Source organism: Paramixta manurensis, from assembly GCF_013285385.1.
Lineage (GTDB): Bacteria > Pseudomonadota > Gammaproteobacteria > Enterobacterales > Enterobacteriaceae > Paramixta > Paramixta manurensis.
Map to the genome: position 1 here is coordinate 985963 of NZ_CP054212.1, position 24804 is coordinate 1010766.

The 24804-nt window shown below is 52.2% G+C and carries 21 protein-coding genes; 14 read left to right on the forward strand and 7 right to left on the reverse strand.

From position 1 onward, the window contains the following. Positions 1-7: 7 nt before the first annotated feature. Positions 8-1288, reverse strand: a complete 1281-nt coding sequence (hemL, locus tag PMPD1_RS04730; RefSeq protein ID WP_173632954.1) for a glutamate-1-semialdehyde 2,1-aminomutase — start codon at positions 1286-1288, stop codon at positions 8-10. Positions 1289-1488: 200 nt separating this feature from the next. Here hemL and clcA point away from each other — a divergent pair, with 200 nt between their 5' ends. Both clcA and erpA read left to right on the forward strand, forming a co-directional pair. Then, positions 1489-2910: a H(+)/Cl(-) exchange transporter ClcA gene (clcA, locus tag PMPD1_RS04735; protein WP_173636119.1), complete on the forward strand. Its 1422-nt coding sequence runs from the start codon at positions 1489-1491 to the stop codon at positions 2908-2910. Between the two features lie 98 nt (positions 2911-3008). Next, a complete protein-coding gene (erpA, locus tag PMPD1_RS04740; protein ID WP_173632955.1) occupies positions 3009-3356 on the forward strand; it encodes an iron-sulfur cluster insertion protein ErpA in 348 nt (115 codons plus the stop codon). A gap of 138 nt (positions 3357-3494) precedes the next feature. Here erpA and btuF read toward each other — a convergent pair whose 3' ends face one another. Both btuF and mtnN read right to left on the reverse strand, forming a co-directional pair. Then, positions 3495-4319, reverse strand: a complete 825-nt coding sequence (gene btuF / locus PMPD1_RS04745) for a vitamin B12 ABC transporter substrate-binding protein BtuF (protein ID WP_173632956.1) — start codon at positions 4317-4319, stop codon at positions 3495-3497. After that, positions 4306-5004, reverse strand: a complete 699-nt coding sequence (gene mtnN, locus PMPD1_RS04750) for a 5'-methylthioadenosine/S-adenosylhomocysteine nucleosidase (RefSeq protein WP_173632957.1) — start codon at positions 5002-5004, stop codon at positions 4306-4308. The genes btuF and mtnN overlap by 14 nt, the downstream gene beginning before the upstream one ends. Before the next feature lie 99 nt (positions 5005-5103). On the opposite strand from mtnN, the gene dgt reads away from it, so the two are divergent. Together dgt and degP are read left to right on the forward strand one after the other, a co-directional pair. After that, positions 5104-6594 carry a dGTPase gene (dgt, locus tag PMPD1_RS04755; protein WP_173632958.1) on the forward strand — a complete coding sequence of 497 codons (1491 nt, stop codon included), beginning with the start codon at positions 5104-5106 and terminating at the stop codon, positions 6592-6594. Between the two features lie 139 nt (positions 6595-6733). After that, positions 6734-8176 (forward strand): serine endoprotease DegP, encoded by a 1443-nt coding sequence (gene degP / locus PMPD1_RS04760; RefSeq protein ID WP_173632959.1) that lies wholly within the window; start codon positions 6734-6736, stop codon positions 8174-8176. A 91-nt stretch (positions 8177-8267) separates the two neighbouring features. On the opposite strand, the gene PMPD1_RS04765 is transcribed toward degP, so the two are convergent. From PMPD1_RS04765 to map, 4 genes are all read right to left on the reverse strand, one after another. Beyond that, a complete protein-coding gene (locus PMPD1_RS04765) occupies positions 8268-8660 on the reverse strand; it encodes a DUF3461 family protein (protein ID WP_173632960.1) in 393 nt (130 codons plus the stop codon). Between the two features lie 339 nt (positions 8661-8999). Next, positions 9000-9824: a 2,3,4,5-tetrahydropyridine-2,6-dicarboxylate N-succinyltransferase gene (gene dapD, locus PMPD1_RS04770; protein ID WP_173632961.1), complete on the reverse strand. Its 825-nt coding sequence runs from the start codon at positions 9822-9824 to the stop codon at positions 9000-9002. A 95-nt stretch (positions 9825-9919) separates the two neighbouring features. Beyond that, positions 9920-12562, reverse strand: a complete 2643-nt coding sequence (gene glnD / locus PMPD1_RS04775) for a bifunctional uridylyltransferase/uridylyl-removing protein GlnD (RefSeq protein ID WP_173632962.1) — start codon at positions 12560-12562, stop codon at positions 9920-9922. A gap of 161 nt (positions 12563-12723) precedes the next feature. Next, positions 12724-13521, reverse strand: coding sequence for a type I methionyl aminopeptidase (map, locus tag PMPD1_RS04780; protein WP_173632963.1), 798 nt, complete (start codon positions 13519-13521; stop codon positions 12724-12726). A 328-nt stretch (positions 13522-13849) separates the two neighbouring features. Between map and rpsB the strand changes: the two genes are divergently transcribed. The 10 genes from rpsB to skp all read left to right on the forward strand — a co-directional run bounded on the left by rpsB (position 13850) and on the right by skp (position 24802). Next, on the forward strand, positions 13850-14575 hold the full coding sequence (rpsB, locus tag PMPD1_RS04785; RefSeq protein WP_173632964.1) for a 30S ribosomal protein S2: 726 nt from the start codon (positions 13850-13852) through the stop codon (positions 14573-14575). Positions 14576-14773: 198 nt separating this feature from the next. After that, positions 14774-15625, forward strand: a complete 852-nt coding sequence (tsf, locus tag PMPD1_RS04790) for a translation elongation factor Ts (protein WP_173632965.1) — start codon at positions 14774-14776, stop codon at positions 15623-15625. A 158-nt stretch (positions 15626-15783) separates the two neighbouring features. Further along, positions 15784-16509 carry a UMP kinase gene (pyrH, locus tag PMPD1_RS04795; RefSeq protein ID WP_075182134.1) on the forward strand — a complete coding sequence of 242 codons (726 nt, stop codon included), beginning with the start codon at positions 15784-15786 and terminating at the stop codon, positions 16507-16509. Between the two features lie 143 nt (positions 16510-16652). Next, positions 16653-17210, forward strand: coding sequence for a ribosome recycling factor (gene frr / locus PMPD1_RS04800; protein WP_173632966.1), 558 nt, complete (start codon positions 16653-16655; stop codon positions 17208-17210). A gap of 137 nt (positions 17211-17347) precedes the next feature. Next, positions 17348-18550: a 1-deoxy-D-xylulose-5-phosphate reductoisomerase gene (ispC, locus tag PMPD1_RS04805; RefSeq protein WP_173632967.1), complete on the forward strand. Its 1203-nt coding sequence runs from the start codon at positions 17348-17350 to the stop codon at positions 18548-18550. A gap of 187 nt (positions 18551-18737) precedes the next feature. Further along, on the forward strand, positions 18738-19490 hold the full coding sequence (gene ispU / locus PMPD1_RS04810; RefSeq protein ID WP_173632968.1) for a (2E,6E)-farnesyl-diphosphate-specific ditrans,polycis-undecaprenyl-diphosphate synthase: 753 nt from the start codon (positions 18738-18740) through the stop codon (positions 19488-19490). Positions 19491-19508: 18 nt separating this feature from the next. Beyond that, positions 19509-20366, forward strand: a complete 858-nt coding sequence (gene cdsA / locus PMPD1_RS04815; protein ID WP_173632969.1) for a phosphatidate cytidylyltransferase — start codon at positions 19509-19511, stop codon at positions 20364-20366. A gap of 13 nt (positions 20367-20379) precedes the next feature. Further along, complete coding sequence (gene rseP / locus PMPD1_RS04820) at positions 20380-21729, forward strand: sigma E protease regulator RseP (protein WP_173632970.1); 1350 nt, start codon at positions 20380-20382, stop codon at positions 21727-21729. Positions 21730-21782: 53 nt separating this feature from the next. Next, the gene (bamA, locus tag PMPD1_RS04825; protein WP_173632971.1) at positions 21783-24188 is read left to right on the forward strand and encodes an outer membrane protein assembly factor BamA; all 2406 of its coding nucleotides are present in this window, start codon (positions 21783-21785) and stop codon (positions 24186-24188) included. 116 nt (positions 24189-24304) lie between these two features. Continuing rightward, complete coding sequence (skp, locus tag PMPD1_RS04830; protein WP_173632972.1) at positions 24305-24802, forward strand: molecular chaperone Skp; 498 nt, start codon at positions 24305-24307, stop codon at positions 24800-24802. Positions 24803-24804 lie beyond the last annotated feature (2 nt).

The window sequence follows — 24804 nt, forward strand, 5'->3', positions numbered from 1 at the left end:
TGTAAGACTACAAGCGGGCGAAACAGCGACGTGCGGCGTCAATGGTTCGCTGAATATCTTCCTGAGTATGTGCCAGCGACATGAAGCCCGCTTCAAAAGCCGAAGGCGCGAGGTAAATTTTCTCTTCCAGCATCAAATGGAAGAAGGTTTTAAACCGCGCGACATCGCACTTCGTGACATCCTCGTAACGGCTAACTTTTTCCGCATCGGTAAAGAACAGACCAAACATACCGCCGACATGGTTGACGACCAGCGGGATATTTTCGGCTTTGGCGGCTTCGCGCAGGCCATTCGCCAACTGGGTGGTTAACTCCGACAAGGTTTCATGCGTGCCGGGTTGCGCAATTTCGCTTAAACAGGCGAAGCCGGCAGCCATTGCGATGGGGTTACCTGAGAGGGTGCCCGCCTGGTAAACCGGGCCAACCGGCGCCAGCGCATCCATGATTTCACGGCGGCCGCCGAAAGCGCCGACTGGCATACCGCCACCAATGATTTTCCCGAGGCAGGTTAGATCAGCCTCCACATCGTAATACGCCTGCGCGCCGCCCAACGCGACGCGGAAACCGGTCATCACCTCATCAATAATCAATAAGGCACCAAACTCATCGCACAATGCGCGTAAGCCTGGTAAGAAATCTGCCTCCGGCGGGATGCAGTTCATATTACCGGCGACGGGTTCAACGATGATGCAGGCGACCTCGTGTGGATACTGCTCGAAAGCGGCACGTACTGAAGCCAGATCGTTATAGGTACAGGTCAAGGTATGTTTGGCGAAATCGGCCGGGACGCCGGGAGAGTTGGGTTGACCCAGCGTTAACGCGCCGGAACCCGCTTTTACCAGCAGACAGTCGGCGTGCCCGTGGTAACAACCTTCAAACTTAATAATTTTATCGCGCCGCGTGTAGCCACGCGCCAGGCGAATCGCGCTCATGGTGGCTTCGGTGCCGGAGTTCACCATCCGCACCATATCCATATTCGGCATCAGCTCACAAACCAGCTCAGCCATTTTGACTTCCATTTCCGTTGGCGCGCCAAAACTCAGGCCGCGTTCGGCCGCTTCAATGACTGCGCTACGGATCGCCGGATGATTATGGCCCAGCACCATCGGCCCCCAGGAACCGACATAATCAATATAGGCCTTGCCATCAACATCATAGAGGTAAGCGCCGTTTGCTCGCTCAATGAAAAGCGGTACGCCGCCAACGCCGGTAAACGCGCGCACCGGCGAGTTTACGCCGCCGGGGATAGAACGCTGCGCCTGGGCATACAGATTTTCGGACTTACTCATGGGTCGGCTCCTGATTTTTGGAAAAAAGCTGCCCCATTCTAAGGGAACTTGTCGACCGGGTGAAAGGTGAGTTACGCGATTGACGCGATTAGCGGAGATTTTGGCGCGACCCGCACCCGGCATATCGGTATGATACGATCCTTTACTCTCTCCTGTTTATGCATGCTATGACACAGATACCGCCTTCAACCGTTGCCGGAATGGATCAGTCCCCACAATCAACCGAAGATCTTCCGGTCGTTCCTCTACGGCGTGGCGATTTGCTGCGCATGTTATTACGACGCGATAAAACGCCGGTGGCGATCCTGGTGGTGGCGGGTATTGCCGGTACGTTGGCAGGTTTGGTCGGCGTGGCGTTTGAAAAAGCGGTAAATAGCGTACAGGTGATGCGCCTAAGCATGTTGCAGCACACCGAGGGCCATTTATGGCTAACTTTTCCGCTGGCCTTTATTCTCTCGGCATTGCTGGCGGTCGTGGGATATTGGTTGGTGCGTCGTTTCGCGCCTGAAGCCGCCGGTTCAGGGATCCCTGAGATTGAAGGCGCGCTGGAGGAGTTGCGTCCGGTTCGCTGGTGGCGTGTCATCCCGGTCAAATTTATTGGCGGCATGGGCACCTTGGGGGCGGGCATGGTGCTTGGGCGTGAAGGGCCGACGGTGCAGCTTGGTGGCAATATTGGGCGCATGGTGTTGGATATATTTGGTTTGCGCAGCGCAGAAGCCCGGCATTCTCTGTTGGCGACCGGTGCCGCTGCCGGGCTCTCTGCCGCCTTCAACGCGCCGCTGGCGGGGATCTTGTTCATTATTGAAGAGATGCGGCTGCAGTTTCGTTACAGTTTAATCTCGATTAAAGCGGTGTTCGTTGGCGTGATTATGTCGAGCATTGTCTTCCGTATTTTCAACGGCGAGCATGCGGTTATTGAAGTGGGGAAGTTGACGAATGCGCCGGTGAATACGCTGTGGTTATACCTGCTACTGGGGATGATTTTTGGCGGAGTTGGCGTGTTGTTTAACGCGTTGATTTACCGCACCCAGGATTTTTTTCAACGCTGGCATGGCGGCGTGATGAAAAAAGCGCTGCTGCTTGGCGCCGGGCTGGGTGGCCTGTGCGGTATTTTGGCGGTTATTCAACCGGAGGCGGCGGGCGGCGGTTTCAGCCTGATTCCGGTGGCGGCGGCGGGAAGTTACAGTGTGGGGATGTTGCTGTTTATTTTTATCGCCCGCATGGTCACCACCTTATTGTGTTTTAGCTCTGGCGCGCCGGGGGGAATTTTTGCCCCGATGTTGGCATTAGGCACATTACTCGGTACGGCATTTGGCATGGCCTCCGCGACGCTGTTTCCCGCCTTGCATTTACAGCCGGGCACCTTTGCTATCGCGGGCATGGGCGCGTTGTTTGCCGCCTCGGTGCGCGCCCCCTTGACCGGTATCGTATTGGTGCTGGAAATGACCGATAACTATCAGTTGATTTTGCCGATGATTATCACGTGTTTGGGTGCGACATTACTGGCGCAGTTTTTTGGCGGTAAGCCGCTCTACTCATCGCTTCTCGCCAGAACGCTGGCCAGGCAGCAACAGCGCCAGGAGGTGCAGGCGGAAGGCGGGGGCACAAACTGCCAGGGCTAATACTTGATTGCGCTACCAGGGTATTAGATAATGACCGTTAATTATGGTCGATTTATGACCTTTCAGGCGGCAGCTTGAATGATATTCGGAGCGTTAACATGAGTGATGAAGTAGTAGCACTGCCCTTACAATTTACTGATGCGGCGGCCAGCAAGGTAAAAAACCTGATTTCCGATGAGGACAACCCGGATCTGAAACTGCGGGTGTACATTACCGGCGGCGGTTGTAGTGGCTTTCAGTATGGTTTTACCTTTGATGACAAAATCAACGAAGGCGATATGACGATTGAGAAATCCGGCGTCGCGTTGGTGGTTGACCCAATGAGCCTGCAATATCTGGTTGGCGGCTCGGTCGATTATACCGAGGGCCTGGAAGGGTCGCGCTTTGTGGTGACTAACCCGAATGCGAAAACCACCTGTGGATGCGGCTCCTCCTTCAGCATCTAAACCTGCCGCCGGGCAAGCGCAAACTTGTTCGGCTCGGGTTACCTCTCAACAGTAATTAACTGTCTCACGCGGGTTACCTTCCCATTCTTGATAGATTCTCCGTCATTATTAGCCCACAGGCTGCGATACGCGGGGCTTCTAATGGGAGGAGGAGGGTTTTTTCGCCTGTAGTGCCTGACAAAGCTGCTCCGCGGCGAGAATAATTCGCGGGCCTGGGCGGCTAAACCAGTCATCATTAACGGCAATCACCGGGACATTGAGCCGGGGGCGCCAATAACGCTCTACCTGCTGAATCTGCTTAGCTTCACCGCCGATCACAATAAATTGCGGATGGCGCATCAACACCTGTTCACGACTGACTTGTGGCCAGGGCACGGCGCTATGCGCGAAAATATTCACTCCGCCGCACAGGCCGATTATTTGGTTTTGTAAAGTTGCCTGCGACGCGGTAAATAAAGGTTGGAAACCAAACTGTAGAAAAACCGTTTTTTTCGGCGCGTTGGCATAACGCTGGCGTAGCGCATCGACACGTTTGGCTAACTCATCGGCCTGTGTTGCCGCCTGTTGTGGCTGCGGGCTCCAGTTTTGCAAATGACGCAACGCGGTAATCACCTCTTCGATGGAGTTCGCGTTAATCCACTCGACTTTCAGACCCAGCGACTGTAATTGCGCCACCTGGCGCTGCGGGTTACCGCCTCTCCATGCCAACACCACATCCGGTTTTAGCGCCAGGATGCGTTCAACGTTAATTCCCTGCCAGTTGGCGACTTGCTCAATCTTTTTCGCCGCAGCGGGATAGTCCGACCATGCGCTCACGCCAACCGGGGTAATACCGGCGGCAAAGGCTAACTCGGTAAGATGGGGCGCGAGAGTCACCACACGCGGCGGTGCGCTGTTTGCCAGTGCTGCTGCTGACAGCACCAGCAAACATATGCCGAGCAGAAGGTGTTTAAGCGCGCGCAAGATGGTTTAACAGCGTTTCAACCATCAGGGAGGATTGCGCTGCCGCTACGGCGAGAAACTCTTCGAAGCTGAGGTGTGACTCGCGGTCGGCGACGTCGGAAATCGCGCGGATGACGACAAATGGCGTTGAGAATTGGTAGCAAACGTGGGCAATCGCGGTGGCTTCCATCTCTACGGCTATGGCTTGCGGGAAGGTGTGGCGAATGCGTGCCAGCGGCTCGGCGCCATTAATAAAGGCATCGCCGCTGACAACTAACCCACGCACCGCATGCAAGTCTAATGCGGCAATACACTGTTCGGCGGCGGCAATCAGTTTTTCATCGGCAACGAAGGCTGCCGGGCACCCCGCCATCTGACCAGGTTGATACCCAAAAGCGGTAACATCGGCGTCGTGATAGCGTACTTCATCGGAAACCACGATATCGCCAACGTTAAGGCTGGGGGCCAAACCGCCGGCTGAGCCGGTGTTAATCACAAAATCGGGTTGGCAGCGCTCCAGGAGAAGTGCGGTACCCATCGCCGCCGAAACTTTACCAATCCCTGACTTCAATAGCGCCACTTCTACGCCGTTTAGCGTACCGGTATAAATTTCGCAGCCAGCCACGGCCAGCGTTTGACGGTTTTCAATTTTGTCACGCAGCAGAGTGACTTCCTGCTCCATCGCGCCAATAATGCCTGCTTTCATAGAGATACCCGCTAATGTTGTGGAATTTATCGTCAAAAATGGTGCATAGTTTATCATGCCTGGCGGGAGAATATTTCATGCGATGAAGAAGGAGTCGAAATGGCAGCGATTAATTTCAGGACGAAGATTGTCTTTTTGCGGCCTTACAGTAGCCGTGAAGATCCGCAGGGTGAATATGGTATCACCCGGCATTTTGAGAGCGATCGCGGCAGAATTATTAACTCCGCCGCGATTCGGCGCTTACAACAAAAAACACAAGTTTTCCCGCTTGAACGTAACGCCGCAGTACGTTCACGCTTAACGCACTCCCTTGAAGTCCAGCAAACCGGTCGCTATATCGCCAAAGAGATTTTGGAAACGCTGCGCGCACGCGGCGGCCTGGCGCAGTATGGTTTACAAGAACTGTCCGGCGCCTTTGAAAGTTTGGTGGAAATGTCTTGCTTGCTACACGATGTCGGCAATCCGCCTTTTGGGCATTTTGGCGAGTCGGCTATTAATGACTGGTTTGATGATAACCTGCCGCCCGAATTAGTTGATCCGCTGGTCGCAGGCGTAGAAGATCCGCAGCAGCAGGCGGATTTTGCGCAATTAAATGCCATGGTTCGCCAAGATCTCTGCCATTTTGAAGGCAACGCGCAGGCGATTCGTCTCGTCCATACCTTATTACAACTTAATTTAACCTATGCGCAGGTGGCCTGTATTTTAAAATACACCGCTCCGGCGTGGTGGCAGGAAGAAAAACCGGCGGCATTTAGTACGTTGATGAAAAAGCCGGGCTTCTACTTGTCAGAAAAGGAGTATATTGCCGATCTCCGCGCCGCGACCAATCTGGATGAACATCACCGTTTTCCTCTGACCTATATCATGGAGGCGGCAGATGATATTTCATACTGTATCGCCGACCTTGATGATGCGGTGGAAAAAGATATTTTCAATGTCGACGCACTGTATGAGTATCTGGAAAAAAGTTGGGGAACGGTAAAAAGCGGCGATGCCTTTAGTCGCACCGTTGGCTATGCCTGGAAGGATGCCGAAAGTAAAAAGATGCGCAGTAAAAGCGACCAGTTTTTTATGTCGTTACGCGTTAACGTACAAGGCGTGTTAGTCACCTATGCGGTGAAACGCTTTATTGAAAACCTGGAGGCTATTTTTGCCGGTCACTTTAATCACTCTTTATTAGAAGATGATGGTGAAGAGGGGCGGCTGTTGGGGTTATTTAAAACCGTTGCCCGCCAACATGTTTTTAACCACGCAGAGGTAGAGCAACTGGAGTTACAGGGATATCGGGTGATTAAAGGATTGTTGGACATTTATAAGCCGCTCCTCAATCTAAATTACGAGGAGTTTACCGCGCTTATCAATGATGATTTTCTTAAAGGGCACCCGATTGAGACACGTCTTTTTCATAAACTTTCCGGTAAACATCGTAAAGCTTATCAGCAACATATGCGTAATTTAATTATTGAGCATAAATATCAACGGCTGATATGGGAGCGCTATTACCGTGCGCGTTTACTTCAGGATTATATCAGCGGCATGACCGATCTGTATGCCTGGGATGAGTACCGGCGCTTAATGGCGGTGGAATAAGCGGAGTTTTGTAAAGAGAACCAATAATTTTTTACCTTTCGCGACTGTTTAATCATGAACTTCGCGTTAAAAATTTAATCTCATCATCACGACCACAGCAATGGTCAGCATTAACGATACGGACATGAGAAACAGACGAATGAAAAAAACAGTTTTAGTATTGAGTGCGCTGGCGTTGAGCCTGGGCATGGCGATGAGCCCGATTACAGCAACCGCGGCGGAAACCGCCTCTTCTTCCACGCAGCAATTGCCGAGCCTGGCACCAATGCTGGAAAAGGTGATGCCATCGGTAGTCAGTATTAACGTTGAGGGGAGCACCACCGTTCGCACGCCTCGCTTACCTCAGCAGTTTCAGCAATTTTTTGGCGATAATTCCCCCTTCTGCCAGGACGGTTCACCCTTCCAGGGCACGCCAATGTGTCAGGGCGGAGGATCCGGCGGCGGCGGTAATGGCGGCGGGGATACGCAACAAGAGAAATTCCGTGCGCTGGGTTCCGGCGTGGTGATTAACGCTGAAAAAGGTTATGTGGTCACCAATAACCATGTGGTGGATAACGCCACTAAAATCCAGGTACAACTGAGTGATGGTCGTCGTTATGACGGTAAAGTGATTGGTAAAGATCCGCGCTCTGATATTGCTTTGGTGCAGTTGCAAGGCTTTAAAAACCTGAGTGCGATTAAAATTGCCGATTCCGATAATCTGCGCGTTGGAGATTACACGGTCGCCATCGGTAACCCATATGGTTTAGGCGAAACCGTAACCTCCGGGATTGTGTCCGCGTTGGGCCGCAGTGGCCTGAATGTGGAAAACTACGAAAACTTTATTCAGACTGATGCGGCAATCAACCGTGGTAACTCCGGCGGTGCGCTGGTCAACCTTAACGGTGAGCTGATCGGTATTAATACGGCAATTCTGGCGCCGGATGGCGGCAATATCGGCATCGGTTTTGCGATTCCGAGTAATATGGTGAAAAACCTCACCGCGCAGATGGTTGAATACGGCCAGGTAAAACGCGGTGAGCTGGGCATTATGGGCACCGAGCTCAACTCTGAGCTGGCGAAGGCAATGAAAGTTGATGCGCAACGCGGCGCGTTTGTCAGCCAGGTGCTGCCGAAATCTTCTGCGGCGAAGGCCGGTATTAAAGCGGGCGATGTGATTGTTTCCATCAACGGCAAACCGATCTCCAGCTTTGCGGCCCTGCGCGCGGAAGTGGGCTCACTGCCGGTAGGGACCAAAATGGCGCTGGGTCTGTTGCGTGACGGCAAACCGTTAACGGTTGATGTCGTGTTGCAGCAAAGCACGCAAGATAAAGTGGATTCCGCGACAATTTACACCGGTATTGAAGGCGCTGACCTGAGTAATTCTGACGTTAACGGGCAGAAAGGCGTGAAAGTGGATAACGTGAAGCCAAATTCCGCTGCGGCACGTATTGGTCTGAAAAAGGATGATGTGATCCTCGGTGTTAATCAGCAAACCATCAGCAATCTGGGTGAGTTGCGTAAAATCCTGGATACCAAGCCCTCCGTACTGGCATTGAGTATTCAACGCGGCGACAGCAATATTTACCTTCTGATGCAGTAATTCATGTAGCCAATAAAAAACCGCCGGGCTTTGCAGCCGGCGGTTTTTTTATCGCTTTCCCGGCGTTAATGATGCCGGTTGAAAATATTAATTAGCGACCGTTGCGGGTTAATTTTTCCAGATCGGATTCGATCTCGGCGATTTTATTAGAAACCACGCTTTCTAAATGACGCAGGTCGTCAAGAATCTTACGCTTCAGATCCACTTCTACCTGATCGCGTTGGCAAATTTGATCCAGCTCATCGATCACATAACGCAGGTTAGGGCTGATTTCCTGTACTTCTTTGTATCCCTGAGTGCCGTTATCGGCAACCACAGTTTTACGTTGACGCGGATATTTAAACTTCACGCTTTTGGCAAAAAACTCGCCTTTATCTTTGCGGAAGTAAATCTTCAGAATGTCGTTATTCGCTTCCTGGCGCAGGCTATAGCGATCCACGTCGTCGGGGTTGGTGATGCCAAGGCTTTTTAAATTGTCATACATAGCGTTTGTTCCTAAGTGAAGTTTCTGTCGTGCCGGCTGCGCGTCGTGAATACTGCGTTGTGCAGTGCTCGCCAGGCTTAGGGACTACCGTCCACTGCGCTGGCTGCGCGCTTACGCCTTGTCTTCACTTGGCTCGCTCGTTCCGTACTCCAGCGCTAAAGATAGCCGCAAAAGTAGCAGTCCGGACAGCAGTTACAGGCCAATACCATTAATTAACTGGCGCGGATTATCGCTCAGAAGTTGCGCAATAGCATCTGTTAATTCGCTGCGCGAAACAGGTTTTATTGGAAAGGGTGTAAAGTTTTTTTTACGGGCTGCAGGACGCAGCCCGGACGAGAATTAGTCGATAGTACGCAGCAGTTCATTAATGCCCACTTTAGCACGGGTTTTCGCATCCACCTTCTTCACGATAACCGCACAATAGAGGCTGTAGCTGCCATCTTTCGAGGGAAGATTGCCTGAAACCACCACCGAACCGGCCGGAACGCGTCCATAATGCACTTCGCCGGTTTCGCGATCATAGATTTTGGTACTTTGCCCGATATAAACGCCCATAGAAATGACCGCGCCTTCTTCGACAATCACCCCTTCAACGATTTCAGAACGTGCGCCGATAAAGCAGTTGTCTTCAATAATGGTCGGATTCGCTTGCAGCGGCTCCAGCACGCCACCAATACCTACGCCGCCGGAGAGGTGAACGTTTTTACCGATTTGCGCACAAGAACCCACGGTTGCCCAAGTATCAACCATGCTGCCTTCATCCACATAAGCGCCGATATTAACGTAAGAGGGCATCAGCACAGTGTTACGTGCGATAAATGCGCCCTGACGTACTGCCGCAGGCGGCACCACGCGGAACCCCTCTTTTTTGAAACGTGCGTCATCATAGTCAGTAAACTTCATCGGCACTTTGTCGTAATAACGGCTTTCTGCGCCATCAATTACCTGATTGTCATTAATGCGGAAAGAGAGCAGCACCGCCTTTTTCAGCCACTGATGAGTGACCCACTGGCCCTCAATTTTTTCCGCCACGCGTAATGCGCCGCTATCCAGCAGGGCGATAACCTGGTTGACGGCTTCACGGGTTACGCTATCCACGCTAGTGGGCGTAATATCGGCACGGCGCTCAAATGCGCTTTCAATAACACTCTGTAATTGTTGCATTAAGTCAAATTTCCTGTGTCAAATCGTCCCAGGGAAACAGGCGGTTTTGCTGCGCTCCCTGTAGGCCGTTCTGTTAACAATAAAAATGCGTTGGGTCACACTTTATCGTTTGGATTGAGGGCCTCTGTCAACCGTTGTTGTAGCTCTTCGCGCAAATCGTGTTCCAGCGCCCGGCGTTCGTTATTGGCGAGAATGAACAAATCCTCGACGCGTTCGCCGATGGTACTGATGCGTGCGCCGTGCAGCGAGACGCCTAAATCAGCGAAAACTTCACCTACGCGCGCCAGTAAACCGGGCTGATCGAGTGCGATCAGTTCAAGCCATGTCCGGCGTTCATTATGTGATTGCAGGAAACGTACCTCGGTATCGACGTTGAAATGCTTCAGTTTGGCCGACTGACGGCGCGGTCGCGGCGGTACCCAGGTCGTTTGCGTGATCGCTTGTTCCAGCGCCTGGCTGATCAACCGATGGCGATCGGGCGCCAGCGGGCTGCCATCGGGTTCCAGAACGATAAAGGTATCCATCGCCATACCGTCGCGGCTGGTGAAGATTTGCGCATCATGCACGCTCAGGTTACGACGATCTAATTCACCCACCACAGTAGCGAACAGGTAGGGGCGATCCGGGCTCCAGATAAAAATCTCTGTGCCGCCGCGCGTAGCCTGCGGGCTCACCAATACCAGCGGTTTTTTGAGGTCGTGTTTCATTAGATGGCGCGCATGCCAGGCTAACTGATTTGGCGTGTGTCGCAAGAAATAATCCGCGCGGCAACGACCCCAAACACGGTGCAGCGACTCTTCATTAATATTGTCCATGCGTAGTAATGCCAGCGCCTGTAGACGATGATGACGCACTCGTTCACGTAAATCGGGGCTGTTTTCCATCCCGCGCCGAAGCTGTTTCTCGGTGGCGAAAAAGAGTTCGCGCAGCAGGCTCTGTTTCCAGCTATTCCATAAGTTTTCATTAGTGGCGCAAATATCCGCTACCGTCAGGCAGACCAGGTAACGCAGGCGGTTTTCATTTTGCATTACTTCGGCAAATTGCTGGATAACGGTGGGGTCTTGGATATCCCGACGCTGAGCGGTGACTGACATCAGCAGATGATGGCGCACCAACCAGGCAACCAGTTGCGTTTCGCGCGAGTTTAGGCCGTGAAGCTCGGCGAACTCTAGCGCATCTTGCGCGCCTAAAATTGAGTGATCGCCGCCGCGCCCTTTGGCGATGTCATGGAATAGCGCCGCCATCAGCAGCAGTTCGGTTTGCGGCAAGCGTGGCCAAAGTTCTACGCACAAGGGATGACGTGGGCGGGTTTGCTCATCGGCAAAGCTTTCCAGCTTCTGCAACACGCGGATGGTGTGTTCATCCACGGTGTAGGCATGAAACAGGTCGAATTGCATTTGGCCGACGATATTGCTCCATTGCGGCATATAGGCCCACAGTACGCTGTGGCGGTGCATTGGCACCAGGGCCCGGCTGACCGCGCCGGGGTGGCGTAAAATGGATAAAAACAACTGGCGTGCTTCCGGGATGCTGCACAAAGGCTGTTTCAGATGGCGACGGGCATGACGTAACTGGCGCAGCGTAGTTGAGTATATGCCGTTGATATTCGGGTTACGCACCATGACGTAAAACATGCGCAAAATCGCTTCGGGATGGCGGCTAAACAGCGTTTCATCACGTAAATCAATCAAATCGCCGCGCAGTTGAAAATCATCATCAATTGGGCGTGGTTTTTCGGTGGCATCCAGCGCCAGAATCGCTTCGTCAAACAGTTGCAGCAACATCTGGTTTAACTCACCGATGCGACGCGTAACGCGATAAAAGTCTTTCATCATGCGTTCGACCGGCTCATTGCCTTCGCCCTGATAATTCAGGCGGTGGGCCACGTTAAGCTGACGATCAAATAACAGCCGATTATCGTAGCGCGGCAACGTTAGATGTAGTGCGAAACGAATACGCCACAGAAAATCCTGACACTCATTAAGTTCATTGCGTTCGGCTTGCGTTAGAAAACCGAAGCCGACCATTTCATCAAGCGATGTTGCGCCGAAATGGCGCCGGGCAACCCAAAGGAGAGTATGAATATCCCGCAGGCCGCCGGGGCTGCTTTTAATATCGGGTTCAAGGTTATAGCTGGTGCCGTGATAGCGTTGATGGCGCTCTTGCTGTTCGGCGATTTTTGCCGCAAAAAAGCGTGAGGAGGGCCAGAAACCATCGCTGAAGACATGCTTTTGTAATTCGAGAAACAGCGCGACATCGCCGATAAGCATGCGCGATTCGATCAGGTTGGTGGCAATAGTGAGATCGGAAAGCCCTTCCAGCAAGCACTCTTCAAGCGTACGCACGCTGTGGCCAACTTCTAGCTTGAGGTCCCACATCAGGGTCAGCAATGCGCTAACCTGTTGTGCGTCGCGCTCCAGCAGCGGTTGGCGGCTTAGAATCAGTACGTCGACATCTGATAGCGGGTGCAGTTCTCCTCGCCCATAGCCGCCAACGGCGACCAATGCCAGGTCGCTCATGCCTTCAAAGCCATAAAAACGCCACAAGCGGCGTAGTAGCCCATCAATAAACATCGTGCGCGCATCAATTAGCGATTCAACCGGCTCTCCGGCGTCAAACGCATCGGCCATCTGTTGTTGAAAAGCCTCCAGCAGCAGTTTTAACTGCTCACGCGTTAACTGCGTGTCATCCCAGTCGCCAGGAGAAACAGCCAAATGGTTTACAGTAGTATCGGTCATCGGGGCAACGTTCTCCTGGTCACAACATGGGCAAGGGCATAGAAGTGCCATTATCAGCATAAAAATATCGGCGGGAAAAGCGCGATTATTGATGGCAGGTTGGGCAGAGAGGGGAGGCGGGTGTTTTGGCCCCAAAAATGGGGCCGGAGAGGGTAGAGCCTTTACGCGGCTGGCGCGACCAGACGGGCCTCAATCGTATCATCTTTACGTAGCGTTAAAATCTCACACCCATCTTCCGTCACCACAATGGTATGTTCGTACTGGGCGGATAAGCTGCGGTCTTTGGTTTTCACCGTCCAGCCATCTTTCATGCTGCGAATGCGGTAATCACCGGCATTAACCATCGGTTCGATCGTGAAGGTCATGCCTTGCTGAAGCACGACGCCGCCGTCATCCGCATCATAATGGAGAACCTGTGGCTCCTCATGAAAGCCTTTGCCAATACCGTGACCACAATATTCACGCACCACTGAAAAGTCCTGCGCTTCAACATATTTTTGAATCTCGCGGCCCAGCGAACGCAAGCGAATACCCGGTTTAACCATCCGCAACGCCAGGTAGAGGCTCTCTTGCGTGACACGGCACAGACGCTCGCCCTGAATAGTCGGTTTACCGACAATAAACATTTTAGAGGTATCGCCGTGGTACTCATCCTTAATTACCGTGACGTCGATATTAACGATATCGCCATCTTTCAGGACTTTTTCGTCACTCGGAATACCGTGACAAACCACTTCATTAACTGAGATACACACCGATTTCGGGAAGCCGTGATAACCGAGGCAAGCGGAGATCGCGTGTTGCTCATTAACGATATAATCGTCGCAAATACGATCCAGTTCAGCGGTGGTTACGCCGGGTTTGACGTGTGGCTCGATCATCTCCAGCACTTCGGCTGCGAGACGGCCTGCGACGCGCATCTTTTCGATTTCTTCTGGGGTTTTAATTGAAATTGCCATTAATTTAGTCCGCAGTTGTCGTAATTTTCGACAATAATAGTGCAAGTGGTGTCATGTTAGCAGCCCGTCCTGATGCTGCCAAATGCAGAATGGGGGCGATTGGCGAAATAACAACTATTGGCGTCAACCGGCGCTTTGTGGTATAAAGCGCGCCGACGATTCTCTGTCAGGCACATTTGGCTACGGAGAAACGCATAAATCTCACTATGTGTAAACAACACACACGTATCGACACCTGCGCCGGGGTGCCTTTAAAGCCTGAGGGCTTGCGAGGTCGGTTGTTAGGGATACGTGGAGGCCCAACCCCAAACTTAATTTAGAGGTAATCATGGCAACTGTTTCCATGCGCGACATGCTCAAGGCTGGTGTTCACTTCGGTCACCAAACCCGTTACTGGAACCCGAAAATGAAGCCGTTCATCTTCGGTGCGCGTAACAAAGTTCACATCATCAACCTTGAGAAAACCGTACCAATGTTCAATGAAGCGCTGGCTGAACTGAACAAAATCGCTTCCCGTAAAGGTAAGATTCTGTTTGTTGGTACTAAGCGCGCTGCAAGCGAAGCGGTAAAAGATGCTGCACTGAGCTGCGACCAGTTCTTCGTAAACCACCGCTGGTTGGGTGGTATGCTGACCAACTGGAAAACCGTTCGTCAGTCCATCAAACGTCTGAAAGATCTCGAGACTCAGTCTCAGGACGGCACTTTCGACAAACTGACCAAAAAAGAAGCACTGATGCGTGCTCGTGAACTGGCCAAGCTGGAAAACAGCCTGGGCGGTATCAAAGATATGGGCGGTCTGCCGGACGCGCTGTTTGTGGTCGATGCCGATCACGAACATATCGCAATCAAAGAAGCAAACAACCTGGGTATTCCGGTATTTGCTATCGTTGATACTAACTCCGATCCGGATGGCGTTGATTTCGTTATCCCAGGTAACGACGATGCGATCCGTGCTGTTAGCCTGTACCTGACTGCGGTAGCGACAGCCGTACGCGAAGGTCGTTCTCAGGATCTGGTTGAACAAGCAGAAGAAACGTCCTTAGAAAACGCGTAATTGCTTAATTAAGGATTGCTCTGCTTAAGAGCCCTTAGAAATCAGATGCTATCTGTAGAAGGGGCCGATTATGGCCCCTTTATTTTTATCGTTTACTTTGCCAGACGCTGTTTGGCGGGGTAAAAAACTCCTGCGACTATCCTGTCCTCCTGACATAACATCGGGTTGATTAGGTCACCGTAAACCGAGGAATAGAGAATGGCTGATATTACCGCTGCTCTGGTAAAAGAACTGCGTGAGCGCACCAGCGCTGGCATGATGGATTGTAAAAAAGCGCTGACTGAAGCGAATGGCGACATCGAGCTGGCTATCGAAAATATGCGTAAGTCTGGCGCGATCAAAGCAGCGAAAAAAGCGGGCAACGTTGCTGCTGACGGCGTGATCAAAACCAAAATCATTGGCAACTATGGCGTGATTCTGGAAGTTAACTGCCAGACTGACTTCGTCGCGAAAGATGCAGGTTTCCAGGCGTTCGCAGACAAAGTTCTGGATGCGGCGATTAACGATCGTGTGACTGACGTTGAAGTATTGCGCACGCAGTTCGAAGAAGAGCGCGTTGCTCTGGTCGCGAAAATTGGCGAGAACATTAACATCCGTCGTGTCTCGGTGCTGGAAGGCGAAGAACTGGGTAGCTATCAGCACGGCGCGCGTATCGGTGTTCTGGTTTCCGCGAAAGGTGCAGACGAAGAGCTGATCAAGCAAATTGCTATGCACGTTGCTGCCAGCAAGCCTGAATTCGTTAAGCCGGAAGATGTGTCTGCCGATGTGGTTGAGAAAGAATTCCAGGTTCAACTGGATATCGCCATGCAGTCTGGCAAGCCGAAAGAAATCGCAGAGAAAATGGTTGAAGGCCGCATGAAGAAATTCACCGGCGAAGTTTCTCTGACAGGTCAGGCTTTCGTTATCGATCCGAGCAAAACCGTTGGTCAGGCGCTGAAAGAGAAAGGCGCTGACGTGATTAACTTCATCCGCTTTGAAGTGGGCGAAGGTATCGAAAAAGTCGAAAGCGATTTCGCAGCAGAAGTTGCGGCCATGTCTAAGCAGTCTTAATGGTCCGAAAGAACCGCCACCCGGCGGTTCTTTTTTGCCCAACGTATGGGCACTGTTTTTTTTCAGTCTCATCCCAATAGATTTAGCGCCGTACTAAGCGGATGATAGATCGGATTTAACACCTCCTTTTTCATGATAGCGTCCAGGAAAAAATGACCATGGCTACCAATGCAAAACCTGTATATCAACGAATCCTGCTAAAACTGAGTGGCGAAGCACTGCAAGGCGCTGAAGGTTTTGGCATCGACGCCAGCGTCCTTGATCGCATGGCGCAGGAAATCAAAGAACTGGTCGAGTTGGGCATTCAGGTTGGCGTCGTCATTGGTGGGGGTAACCTGTTCCGCGGCGCCGGGCTGGCGCAGGCGGGTATGAACCGTGTTGTTGGCGACCATATGGGGATGTTAGCCACCGTAATGAACGGTTTAGCCATGCGTGATGCGCTGCATCGTGCTTATGTGAATGCGCGTTTGATGTCCGCTATCCCACTTAATGGCGTGTGTGACAATTACAGTTGGGCGGAAGCGATCAGCCTGCTACGTAACAACCGTGTCGTGATCTTCTCTGCCGGCACCGGCAATCCATTCTTTACTACCGACTCTGCAGCCTGTCTGCGCGGCATTGAAATTGAAGCCGATGTGGTGCTGAAAGCCACCAAAGTGGACGGTGTTTATTCTGCCGATCCGGTGAAGAACCCGGATGCGACTCTGCATGAACAATTAACCTACCAGGATGTGCTGGAGCGGGAGCTGAAAGTAATGGATCTGGCGGCGTTCACGCTGGCGCGCGATCATCAACTGCCAATCCGGGTCTTCAATATGAATAAGCCTGGCGCATTGCGTCGCGTGGTAATGGGCGAAAAAGAAGGCACTCTGATTACGCATTAATACCCGTGACAGGTTAAAATGGGGTATATTCTGACGGTGCGTTGCATTAACCAACGCACACCGATCGGGATTATCGACGATTATTTGAACGGATCTTAGCCTGTTAAGATCTGGCGGATCAAACAGAATCCAAGGGTTCCAACGTGATTAACGACATTAGAAAAGATGCTGATACGCGCATGGAAAAATGCGTTGAAGCATTCAAAAATCATATCAGCAAAATCCGCACCGGCCGTGCTTCTCCGGCGATTCTTGATGGTATCGTGGTGGAATATTACGGCACTCCAACGCCGCTGCGTCAACTGGCGAGTGTAACGGTTGAAGATTCCCGCACGTTAAAAATTAACGTGTTTGACCGCTCAATGAGTCCGGCGGTAGAAAAAGCGATTATGACTTCCGATCTCGGCCTGAACCCGAGTTCAGCAGGCAGCGATATTCGTGTGCCGTTGCCGGCATTGACGGAAGAACGTCGTAAAGATTTGATTAAAGTGGTGCGTGGCGAAGCGGAGCAAGGGCGCGTTTCAGTACGTAACGTGCGCCGTGATGCTAACGACAAAATTAAAGCGCTGCTGAAAGATAAAGAGATCAGCGAAGACGATGAGCGTCGCGCACAGGACGATGTCCAAAAAATGACTGACGCGTACATTAAAAAAGTGGATGCCGCGTTGGCAGAAAAAGAAGCGGAGTTGATGGATTTCTAATTCCATCCTACGCCATTGAAACGCCGTTCGGGCGCCGTTCGCTAGCTGAACGTGCCGCCTGGCGGCGTTTCGTATTTATACGCGCTGACCTTGTGATGTGAGCGGCAGTACACTTGACCTCGATATAGAGCGGCCTCATGAAGCAACTGACTATTCTCGGTTCAACCGGATCGATCGGCACCAGTACGTTGGCGGTGATTCGACAAAATCCTCATTTGTTTTCCGTCAAGGCCTTAGTTGCCGGGGAAAATGTCGCGTTAATGGCAGAGCAGTGCGCCACCTTCCGTCCCACTTGGGCGGCGATGGCGGACGAGCGATCGGCCCACGCGTTGCGTACGCAACTGAAGGCGCTCAATGTGGATACCGAAGTTTTGTCTGGCGAGCAGGCAGCGTGCGATCTGGCCGCGCTGGATGGGGTTGATCAAGTGATGGCCGCGATTGTCGGCGCGGCAGGGTTGATGCCGACGCTGGCGGCGATTCGGGCCGGTAAAACGGTGTTACTGGCCAATAAAGAATCTTTAGTAACTTGCGGCCGTTTATTTATGGACGCGGTGAGCGCTTCGCAGGCGCAATTGCTGCCGATTGACAGTGAACATAACGCGATTTTTCAGAGTTTACCTGCATCCATCCAGCAGCGGTTGGGATACGCTGACCTCAAGGATAATGGGATTGAATCGATTATTCTTACGGGATCGGGTGGACCTTTTCGTGAGACGCCTTTATCTGCGCTGGCAACCGTTACGCCAGACCAGGCATGTGCGCATCCGAACTGGTCGATGGGGCGAAAAATTTCTGTCGACTCCGCCACCATGATGAATAAAGGTTTGGAATACATTGAAGCCCGCTGGTTGTTTAACGCCACCGATGCGCAAATGGAAGTGGTCTTACATCCGCAGTCGGTAATCCACTCAATGGTGCGTTACCGGGATGGCAGCGTTCTGGCGCAATTAGGATCGCCGGATATGCGTACGCCAATCGCCCATGCGATGGCGTGGCCACAGCGTGTAGAGGCGGGCGTCACGCCGCTGGATTTTACCCGCATGGGCGCGCTGACTTTCGCTGAGCCTGACTATGCTCGCTATCCCTGTCTCAAGCTGGCGATGGATGCTTGTGAACACGGGCAGGCGGCCACCACCGTGCTGAACGCCGTTAACGAAATTGCGGTTGCCGCGTTCCTGAATAATCGCATCCGATTTATTGATATTGCCGCACTTATTCAGGCGGTATTGTCATCGCTGTCCTGTGCGGAGCCGCAAAGTGTTGAGGCGGTGATTGACATCGATCGGCAGGCGCGCGCGGCGGCGGAAGCACAGATATCGCGTTTCGCTTCATCGCGTTAATTCAGCGATTTGCGTTGCCGCTATTTGTGGGCGCAAGGTGAAACTGGTATAGTCGCTGGCTTCCGTTTAGCGGATCTACACAGCCAAAGCGGTAAAAAGAGCCGTGAACATCACGGCTTTTTTTCGGCTCGCGGGTAATGTATTCGGAAACCGGTGTATTTCTGATTTAAGGAAAAAAATACGCGTTATGTCGTCCGAACATCAACTAAATACCGATGACCAGTTAGGGGCAGGGCCTCGTCATGTGGCCATCATCATGGATGGCAATGGCCGTTGGGCTAAAAACCAGGGCAAGCTTCGCGTCTCTGGTCATAAAGCGGGAGTGAAATCGGTTCGTCGTGCCGTAAGCTTCGCCGTGAGCAATAAGCTGGAAGCACTCACGCTTTATGCCTTTAGTAGCGAAAACTGGAATCGCCCGGCGCAGGAAGTGATGGCGCTGATGGAACTCTTCGTTTGGGCGCTGGACAGTGAAGTTAAAAGTCTGCACAAACATAATGTCCGTTTACGCATTATTGGCGATATCAGCCGTTTTAACGCGCGCTTACAAGAGCGCATTCGTCGCGCAGAGGAACTTACTCAACAAAATAATGGACTAACGCTCAACATTGCCGCGAATTATGGCGGCCGTTGGGATATTATCCATGCCGTCAGAGAAATTGCCGGGCAGGTACAGGAAGGGTTGCTCCGGCCTGACCAAATAGAAGAAAATACCCTATCGGGGCTGCTTTGCATGAGCGATCTGGCGCCAGTGGATCTGGTAATAAGGACCGGGGGAGAACATCGTATCAGTAACTTCCTGTTGTGGCAGATTGCCTATGCTGAGTTTTATTTTACTGATGTTCTTTGGCCTGATTTTGATGAACAAGTTTTTGAAGGTGCAATGAATGCTTTCTCTCATCGAGAGCGCCGGTTTGGCGGCGCAGCACCTGGCGGCGCCTAAGCGCCCTGGGGGTAACCTTTGCTGAAGTCTCGTCTGATTACAGCGTTCATATTAATTCCGGTGGTGATCGCTGCCCTGTTTTTGTTACCGCCGGTGGGTTTTGCTATTACCACTCTGGTGGTGTGTATGCTAGCCGCCTGGGAATGGGGGCAGTTTGCGGGTTTTGCTTCTCGCACCCAACGTATTTGGCTGGCCGTTTTATGCGGCCTGCTTCTCGCTTTTATGCTGTTTACGCTTCCTCCGTACCAACATTCCGTTCATTTGCCGCAAATTAGTCTGCCGCTCCAGGCCTCATTGGGTTGGTGGGTCTTAGCGCTGCTAATGGTGTTGTCGTACCCGGTTTCCGCCGGGCTTTGGCGGCACTCCCGTCTTTTGCGTCTGCTGTTTGGTATTCTGACTATTGTGCCTTTCTTTTGGGGCATGGTGGCGCTACGGCAGTATCATTACGAGTCCGATCATTTTGCCGGCGCATGGTGGCTGCTGTATGTCATGTTTCTGGTGTGGGGAGCGGATTCCGGCGCCTATATGTTTGGGCGCTTGTTCGGCAAACATAAACTGGCGCCGAAAGTGTCTCCGGGGAAAACCTGGGAAGGCTTTATTGGCGGTTTGATAACCTCAGCGATCATTTCTTGGCTGTTTAGCCTGTGGGCGCCATTACCGGTGACGCTCGGGGTTCTGCTTGCTTGTTCCATTATTGCCGCCCTGGCCTCGGTACTGGGCGATCTCACCGAAAGTATGTTCAAACGTGAAGCGGGAATTAAAGACAGCGGTAACCTGATTCCGGGGCACGGCGGTATTCTTGACCGTATCGATAGCCTGACGGCGGCGGTGCCGGTGTTTGCCTGCCTGCTTCTGCTGGTGTTCAGGTCGCTGTGAGGACGTTGTTACGATGCTGAACATTCTGTGGAGTCTTGCCGCTTTCATTGTCGCGCTCGGCGTGCTGATTACCGTGCATGAGTTTGGTCACTTTTGGGTGGCGCGCCGCTGCGGGGTAAAGGTCGAGCGTTTTTCCATTGGTTTTGGCAAGGCGCTGTGGCGGCGTACCGATCGTCAAGGTACGGAATATGTTATCGCACTGATTCCGCTTGGCGGCTACGTCAAAATGCTGGATGAACGGGTGGAAAGCGTGCCGCCGGAGTTGCGCCATCAATCCTTCAATAATAAGACGGTGTTACAACGCGCCTCAATTATTGCTGCAGGCCCGGTCGCAAATTTTCTGTTTGCCGTTTTTGCCTACTGGCTGGTCTTTATTCATGGCGTCCCTGGCGTTCGTCCGGTTATTGGCGAAATAGTGAGCGGTTCGGTGGCTGCCGAAGCGCAAATTACACCCGGCATGGAACTTAAAGCAGTCGACGGTATCGAAACGCCTGATTGGGATGCTGTGCGTATGGCATTGGTGGGGAAAATTGGTGACAGTGAAACCACCCTTAGCCTCGCGCCCTTTGGTTCCTCTCAGTCGGTTGTGAAGCGGGTTGATTTACGTCACTGGCACTTTGAACCGGATAAACAAGATCCGGTGATTGCGTTAGGGATTCAGCCGCGCGGGCCGCAGATTGAAACGGTACTGGCGGAAATTCAATCAGGCTCACCCGCCAGTGAAGCAGGTTTGCAAGCCGGCGATAGGATCGTTAAAGTCGATGGTCAGCCACTTGCCGAATGGCAGACGTTTGTCACCCAGGTACGTAATCATCCGGGTGAAGTGATGGCATTAGACGTCGAGCGTCAGGGTGAAGTTATTCACCTTAATTTGACGCCAGAAGCCAAGCCGGGCAGTAAGGCGGAAGGTTTCGCGGGGGTCATTCCGCGCGTGGTACCGTTGCCGGACGAATATAAAACGGTGCGTCAGTATGGTCCGTTTGCGGCAATTGGCGAGGCCGGGGAGAAAACCTGGCAGCTAATGAAGTTAACCGTGGGCATGCTGGGTAAATTGATAACCGGTGAGGTGAAGCTGAATAATCTGAGCGGGCCGATTTCTATCGCGCAAGGTGCCGGAATGTCAGCGGAATATGGGGTGATTTATTATCTGATGTTCCTCGCGTTGATTAGCGTGAACCTCGGGATTATCAATCTCTTCCCGCTACCGGTTTTAGATGGTGGACATCTGCTTTTCCTGGCGATCGAAAAGATCAAGGGAGGACCGGTGTCCGAGCGAGTTCAGGACTTCAGTTATCGCATTGGCTCGATTTTGCTGGTGTTGTTAATGGGGCTTGCACTTTTCAATGATTTCTCACGCTTGTAGTGACCGGAAGGCTACTCAGGCAAGGGACGTGTTAGGAAGAACGCATAACAACGATGGCGATGAAAAAGTTGCTCATAGCGTCGCTGCTGTTTAGCAGCGCCACCGTATACGGTGCAGACGGGTTCGTAGTGAAGGACATTCATTTCGAAGGGCTGCAGCGAGTTGCCGTCGGTGCGGCTCTGCTTAGCATGCCTGTTCGTGTAGGTGATACGGTATCGGACGACGATATCAGTAATACTATTCGCTCACTGTTTGCTACCGGAAACTTTGAAGATGTTCAGGTCCTGCGCGATGGCGATACGCTGATCGTACAGGTGAAAGAGCGTCCCACAATTGCCAGCATCACTTTCTCCGGTAATAAGGCGGTGAAAGATGACATGCTCAAACAGAATCTGGAAGCGTCCGGCGTGCGCGTCGGCGAGGCATTGGATCGCACCACCATTTCAACCATCGAGAAGGGGTTGGAGGACTTTTACTATAGCGTCGGTAAATATAGCGCTAGCGTAAAAGCTGTGGTCACGCCGCTGCCGCGTAACCGTGTCGATTTGAAGCTGGTGTTTACCGAAGGGGTATCCGCCAAGATTCAGCAGATCAATATTGTTGGCAACAAAGCCTTCAGTTCTGACGAGCTGATCTCACGCTTCCAGTTGCGCGATGAGGTGCCGTGGTGGAACCTGGTTGGCGATCGCAAGTATCAGAAACAGAAACTGGCCGGTGACCTGGAAACGTTACGTAGTTTCTATCTTGACCGCGGCTATGCGCGTTTCAATATTGATTCAACCCAAGTGAGTTTGACGCCGGATAAAAAAGGCATTTATATCACCGTCAATATTACCGAAGGCGATCAGTATAAGATTTCCGGGGTAGTGGTGAACGGCAGTATGGCCGGTCACTCTGCGGAAATTGAGAATCTGACTAAGATTCAGCCAGGCGAGCTGTATAACGGCACGAAAGTGACACGTATGGAAGATGACGTGAAAAAACTGCTCGGTCGTTATGGTTACGCCTATCCCCGCGTGATGACGCAGCCTGAAATTAACGACGCGGATAAAACCGTCAAACTGCATATCAACGTTGATGCTGGTAACCGCTATTACGTGCGTAAGGTGCGTTTCGAAGGGAATGACACCTCGAAAGATTCGGTTCTGCGCCGTGAAATGCGTCAGATGGAAGGCGCATGGCTGGGTAGCAACTTGGTTGAGCAGGGTAAAGAACGTCTGAACCGCACGGGTTACTTTGAAACCGTTGATGTGGATACGCAGCGCGTGCCGGGTTCGCCGGACCAGGTTGACGTGGTTTACAAAGTTAAGGAGCGCAACACCGGTACCTTTAACTTTGGTGTCGGCTTCGGTACTGAAAGCGGCGTCAGCTTCCAGGTCGGGGTAACGCAGGACAACTGGCTGGGAACCGGGAATACCGTTGGCATTAGCGGTACCAAGAATGATTTCCAGACCTATGCGGAGTTCTCGCTGACCGATCCGTACTTTACGGTGGATGGCGTCAGTCTTGGCGGGCGTCTGTTCTATAATGACTTTAGAGCGGATGACGCAGACCTGTCTGACTATACCAACAAGAGCTACGGCCTGGATGGTACGCTTGGCTTCCCGGTTAACGAAAACAACACGTTACGCGTTGGCTTAGGGTATGTCCACAACGGCTTGTCGCGTATGCAGCCGCAGATAGCGATGTTCCGCTATCTTGAGTCGGTGGGACAGCATCCGGACCTCTCGCGCCGCAACAGCTTCTCAGCGGATGACTTCACCTTCAACTATGGTTGGACCTATAACAACCTTGACCGCGGCTATTTCCCGACGGCGGGTAACCGTACCAACCTGAATGGTAAAGTGACGATTCCAGGCTCAGATAACGAGTTCTACAAAGTCACGCTGGATTCGCAGCAATATGTGCCGATTAACCAAGACAGAACGTGGGTGCTGTTGGGCCGCGGTCGCTTAGGTTATGGTGATGGGCTGGGCGGTAAAGAGATGCCGTTCTACGAAAACTTCTACGCCGGTGGTTCTAGCTCGGTGCGTGGTTTCCGTTCGAACAACATTGGTCCGAAAGCCGCGTACCTTAATGACAACTCCAGTACCTGTTCTGGTAGCCAACCGCTCTGTGATTCAAATGATGCGGTCGGCGGGAACGCCATGGCGGTGGCGAGTCTGGAGTTGATTACGCCGACGCCGTTTATCAGTGAGAAGTATGCTAACTCGGTTCGTACCTCATTGTTTGTTGATACCGGTACCGTGTGGGATACCCACTGGCAAAATACGGCGGAAACGCGTGCCGCCGGTATTCCTGACTATAGCGATCCAAGCAATATTCGTGTTTCTAGCGGTATTGCATTGCAATGGATGTCGCCGTTGGGGCCGTTGGTGTTCTCTTATGCCCAGCCGATTAAGAAATATGATGGAGATAGTGCGGAGCAGTTCCAGTTTAACATTGGTAAAACATGGTAATGCTGTAGCACGGAAGCAGAGTGAGATCGCGTGTGTTCCGGTGAGGCGGTCTTGGTCTCGCCGACGCACGCAAAATATGTGTCTGTGACACAAACGTTGATGGTAAGGAGTTTATAGTGAAAAAGTTGTTATGTGCCGCAGGTCTGGGTCTTGCTTTAGCCGTTTCAGCGGGCGCACAGGCTGCTGATAAAATTGCAGTGGTGAACGTTTCCAGCATTTTCCAACAGTTACCGCAACGTGCCACTGTTGCTAAGCAGTTGGAAAATGAATTTAAAGGTCGTGCTAACGATCTTCAGAGCCAGGAACGTGACCTGCAGGCAAAAATGCAGCGTCTGCAGCGCGATGGTTCTACCATGAAGGCGAGCGAGCGTAGCCGCATGGAGAAAGACATTATGGCGCAGCGTGAAGCGTTCTCTTCAAAAGCACAGGCTTTTGAGCAAGATAACCGCCGCCGCCAGATGGAAGAACGTAACAAGATTCTGAGCCGTATCCAGGATGCAGTGAAGAAAGTTGCTGATGATGATGGCTACGATGTAGTTATCGATGCTAACGCGGTGGCTTATGCTTCTAACGCGAAAGACATTACCGCAGACGTTCTGAAACAGGTTAAATAATC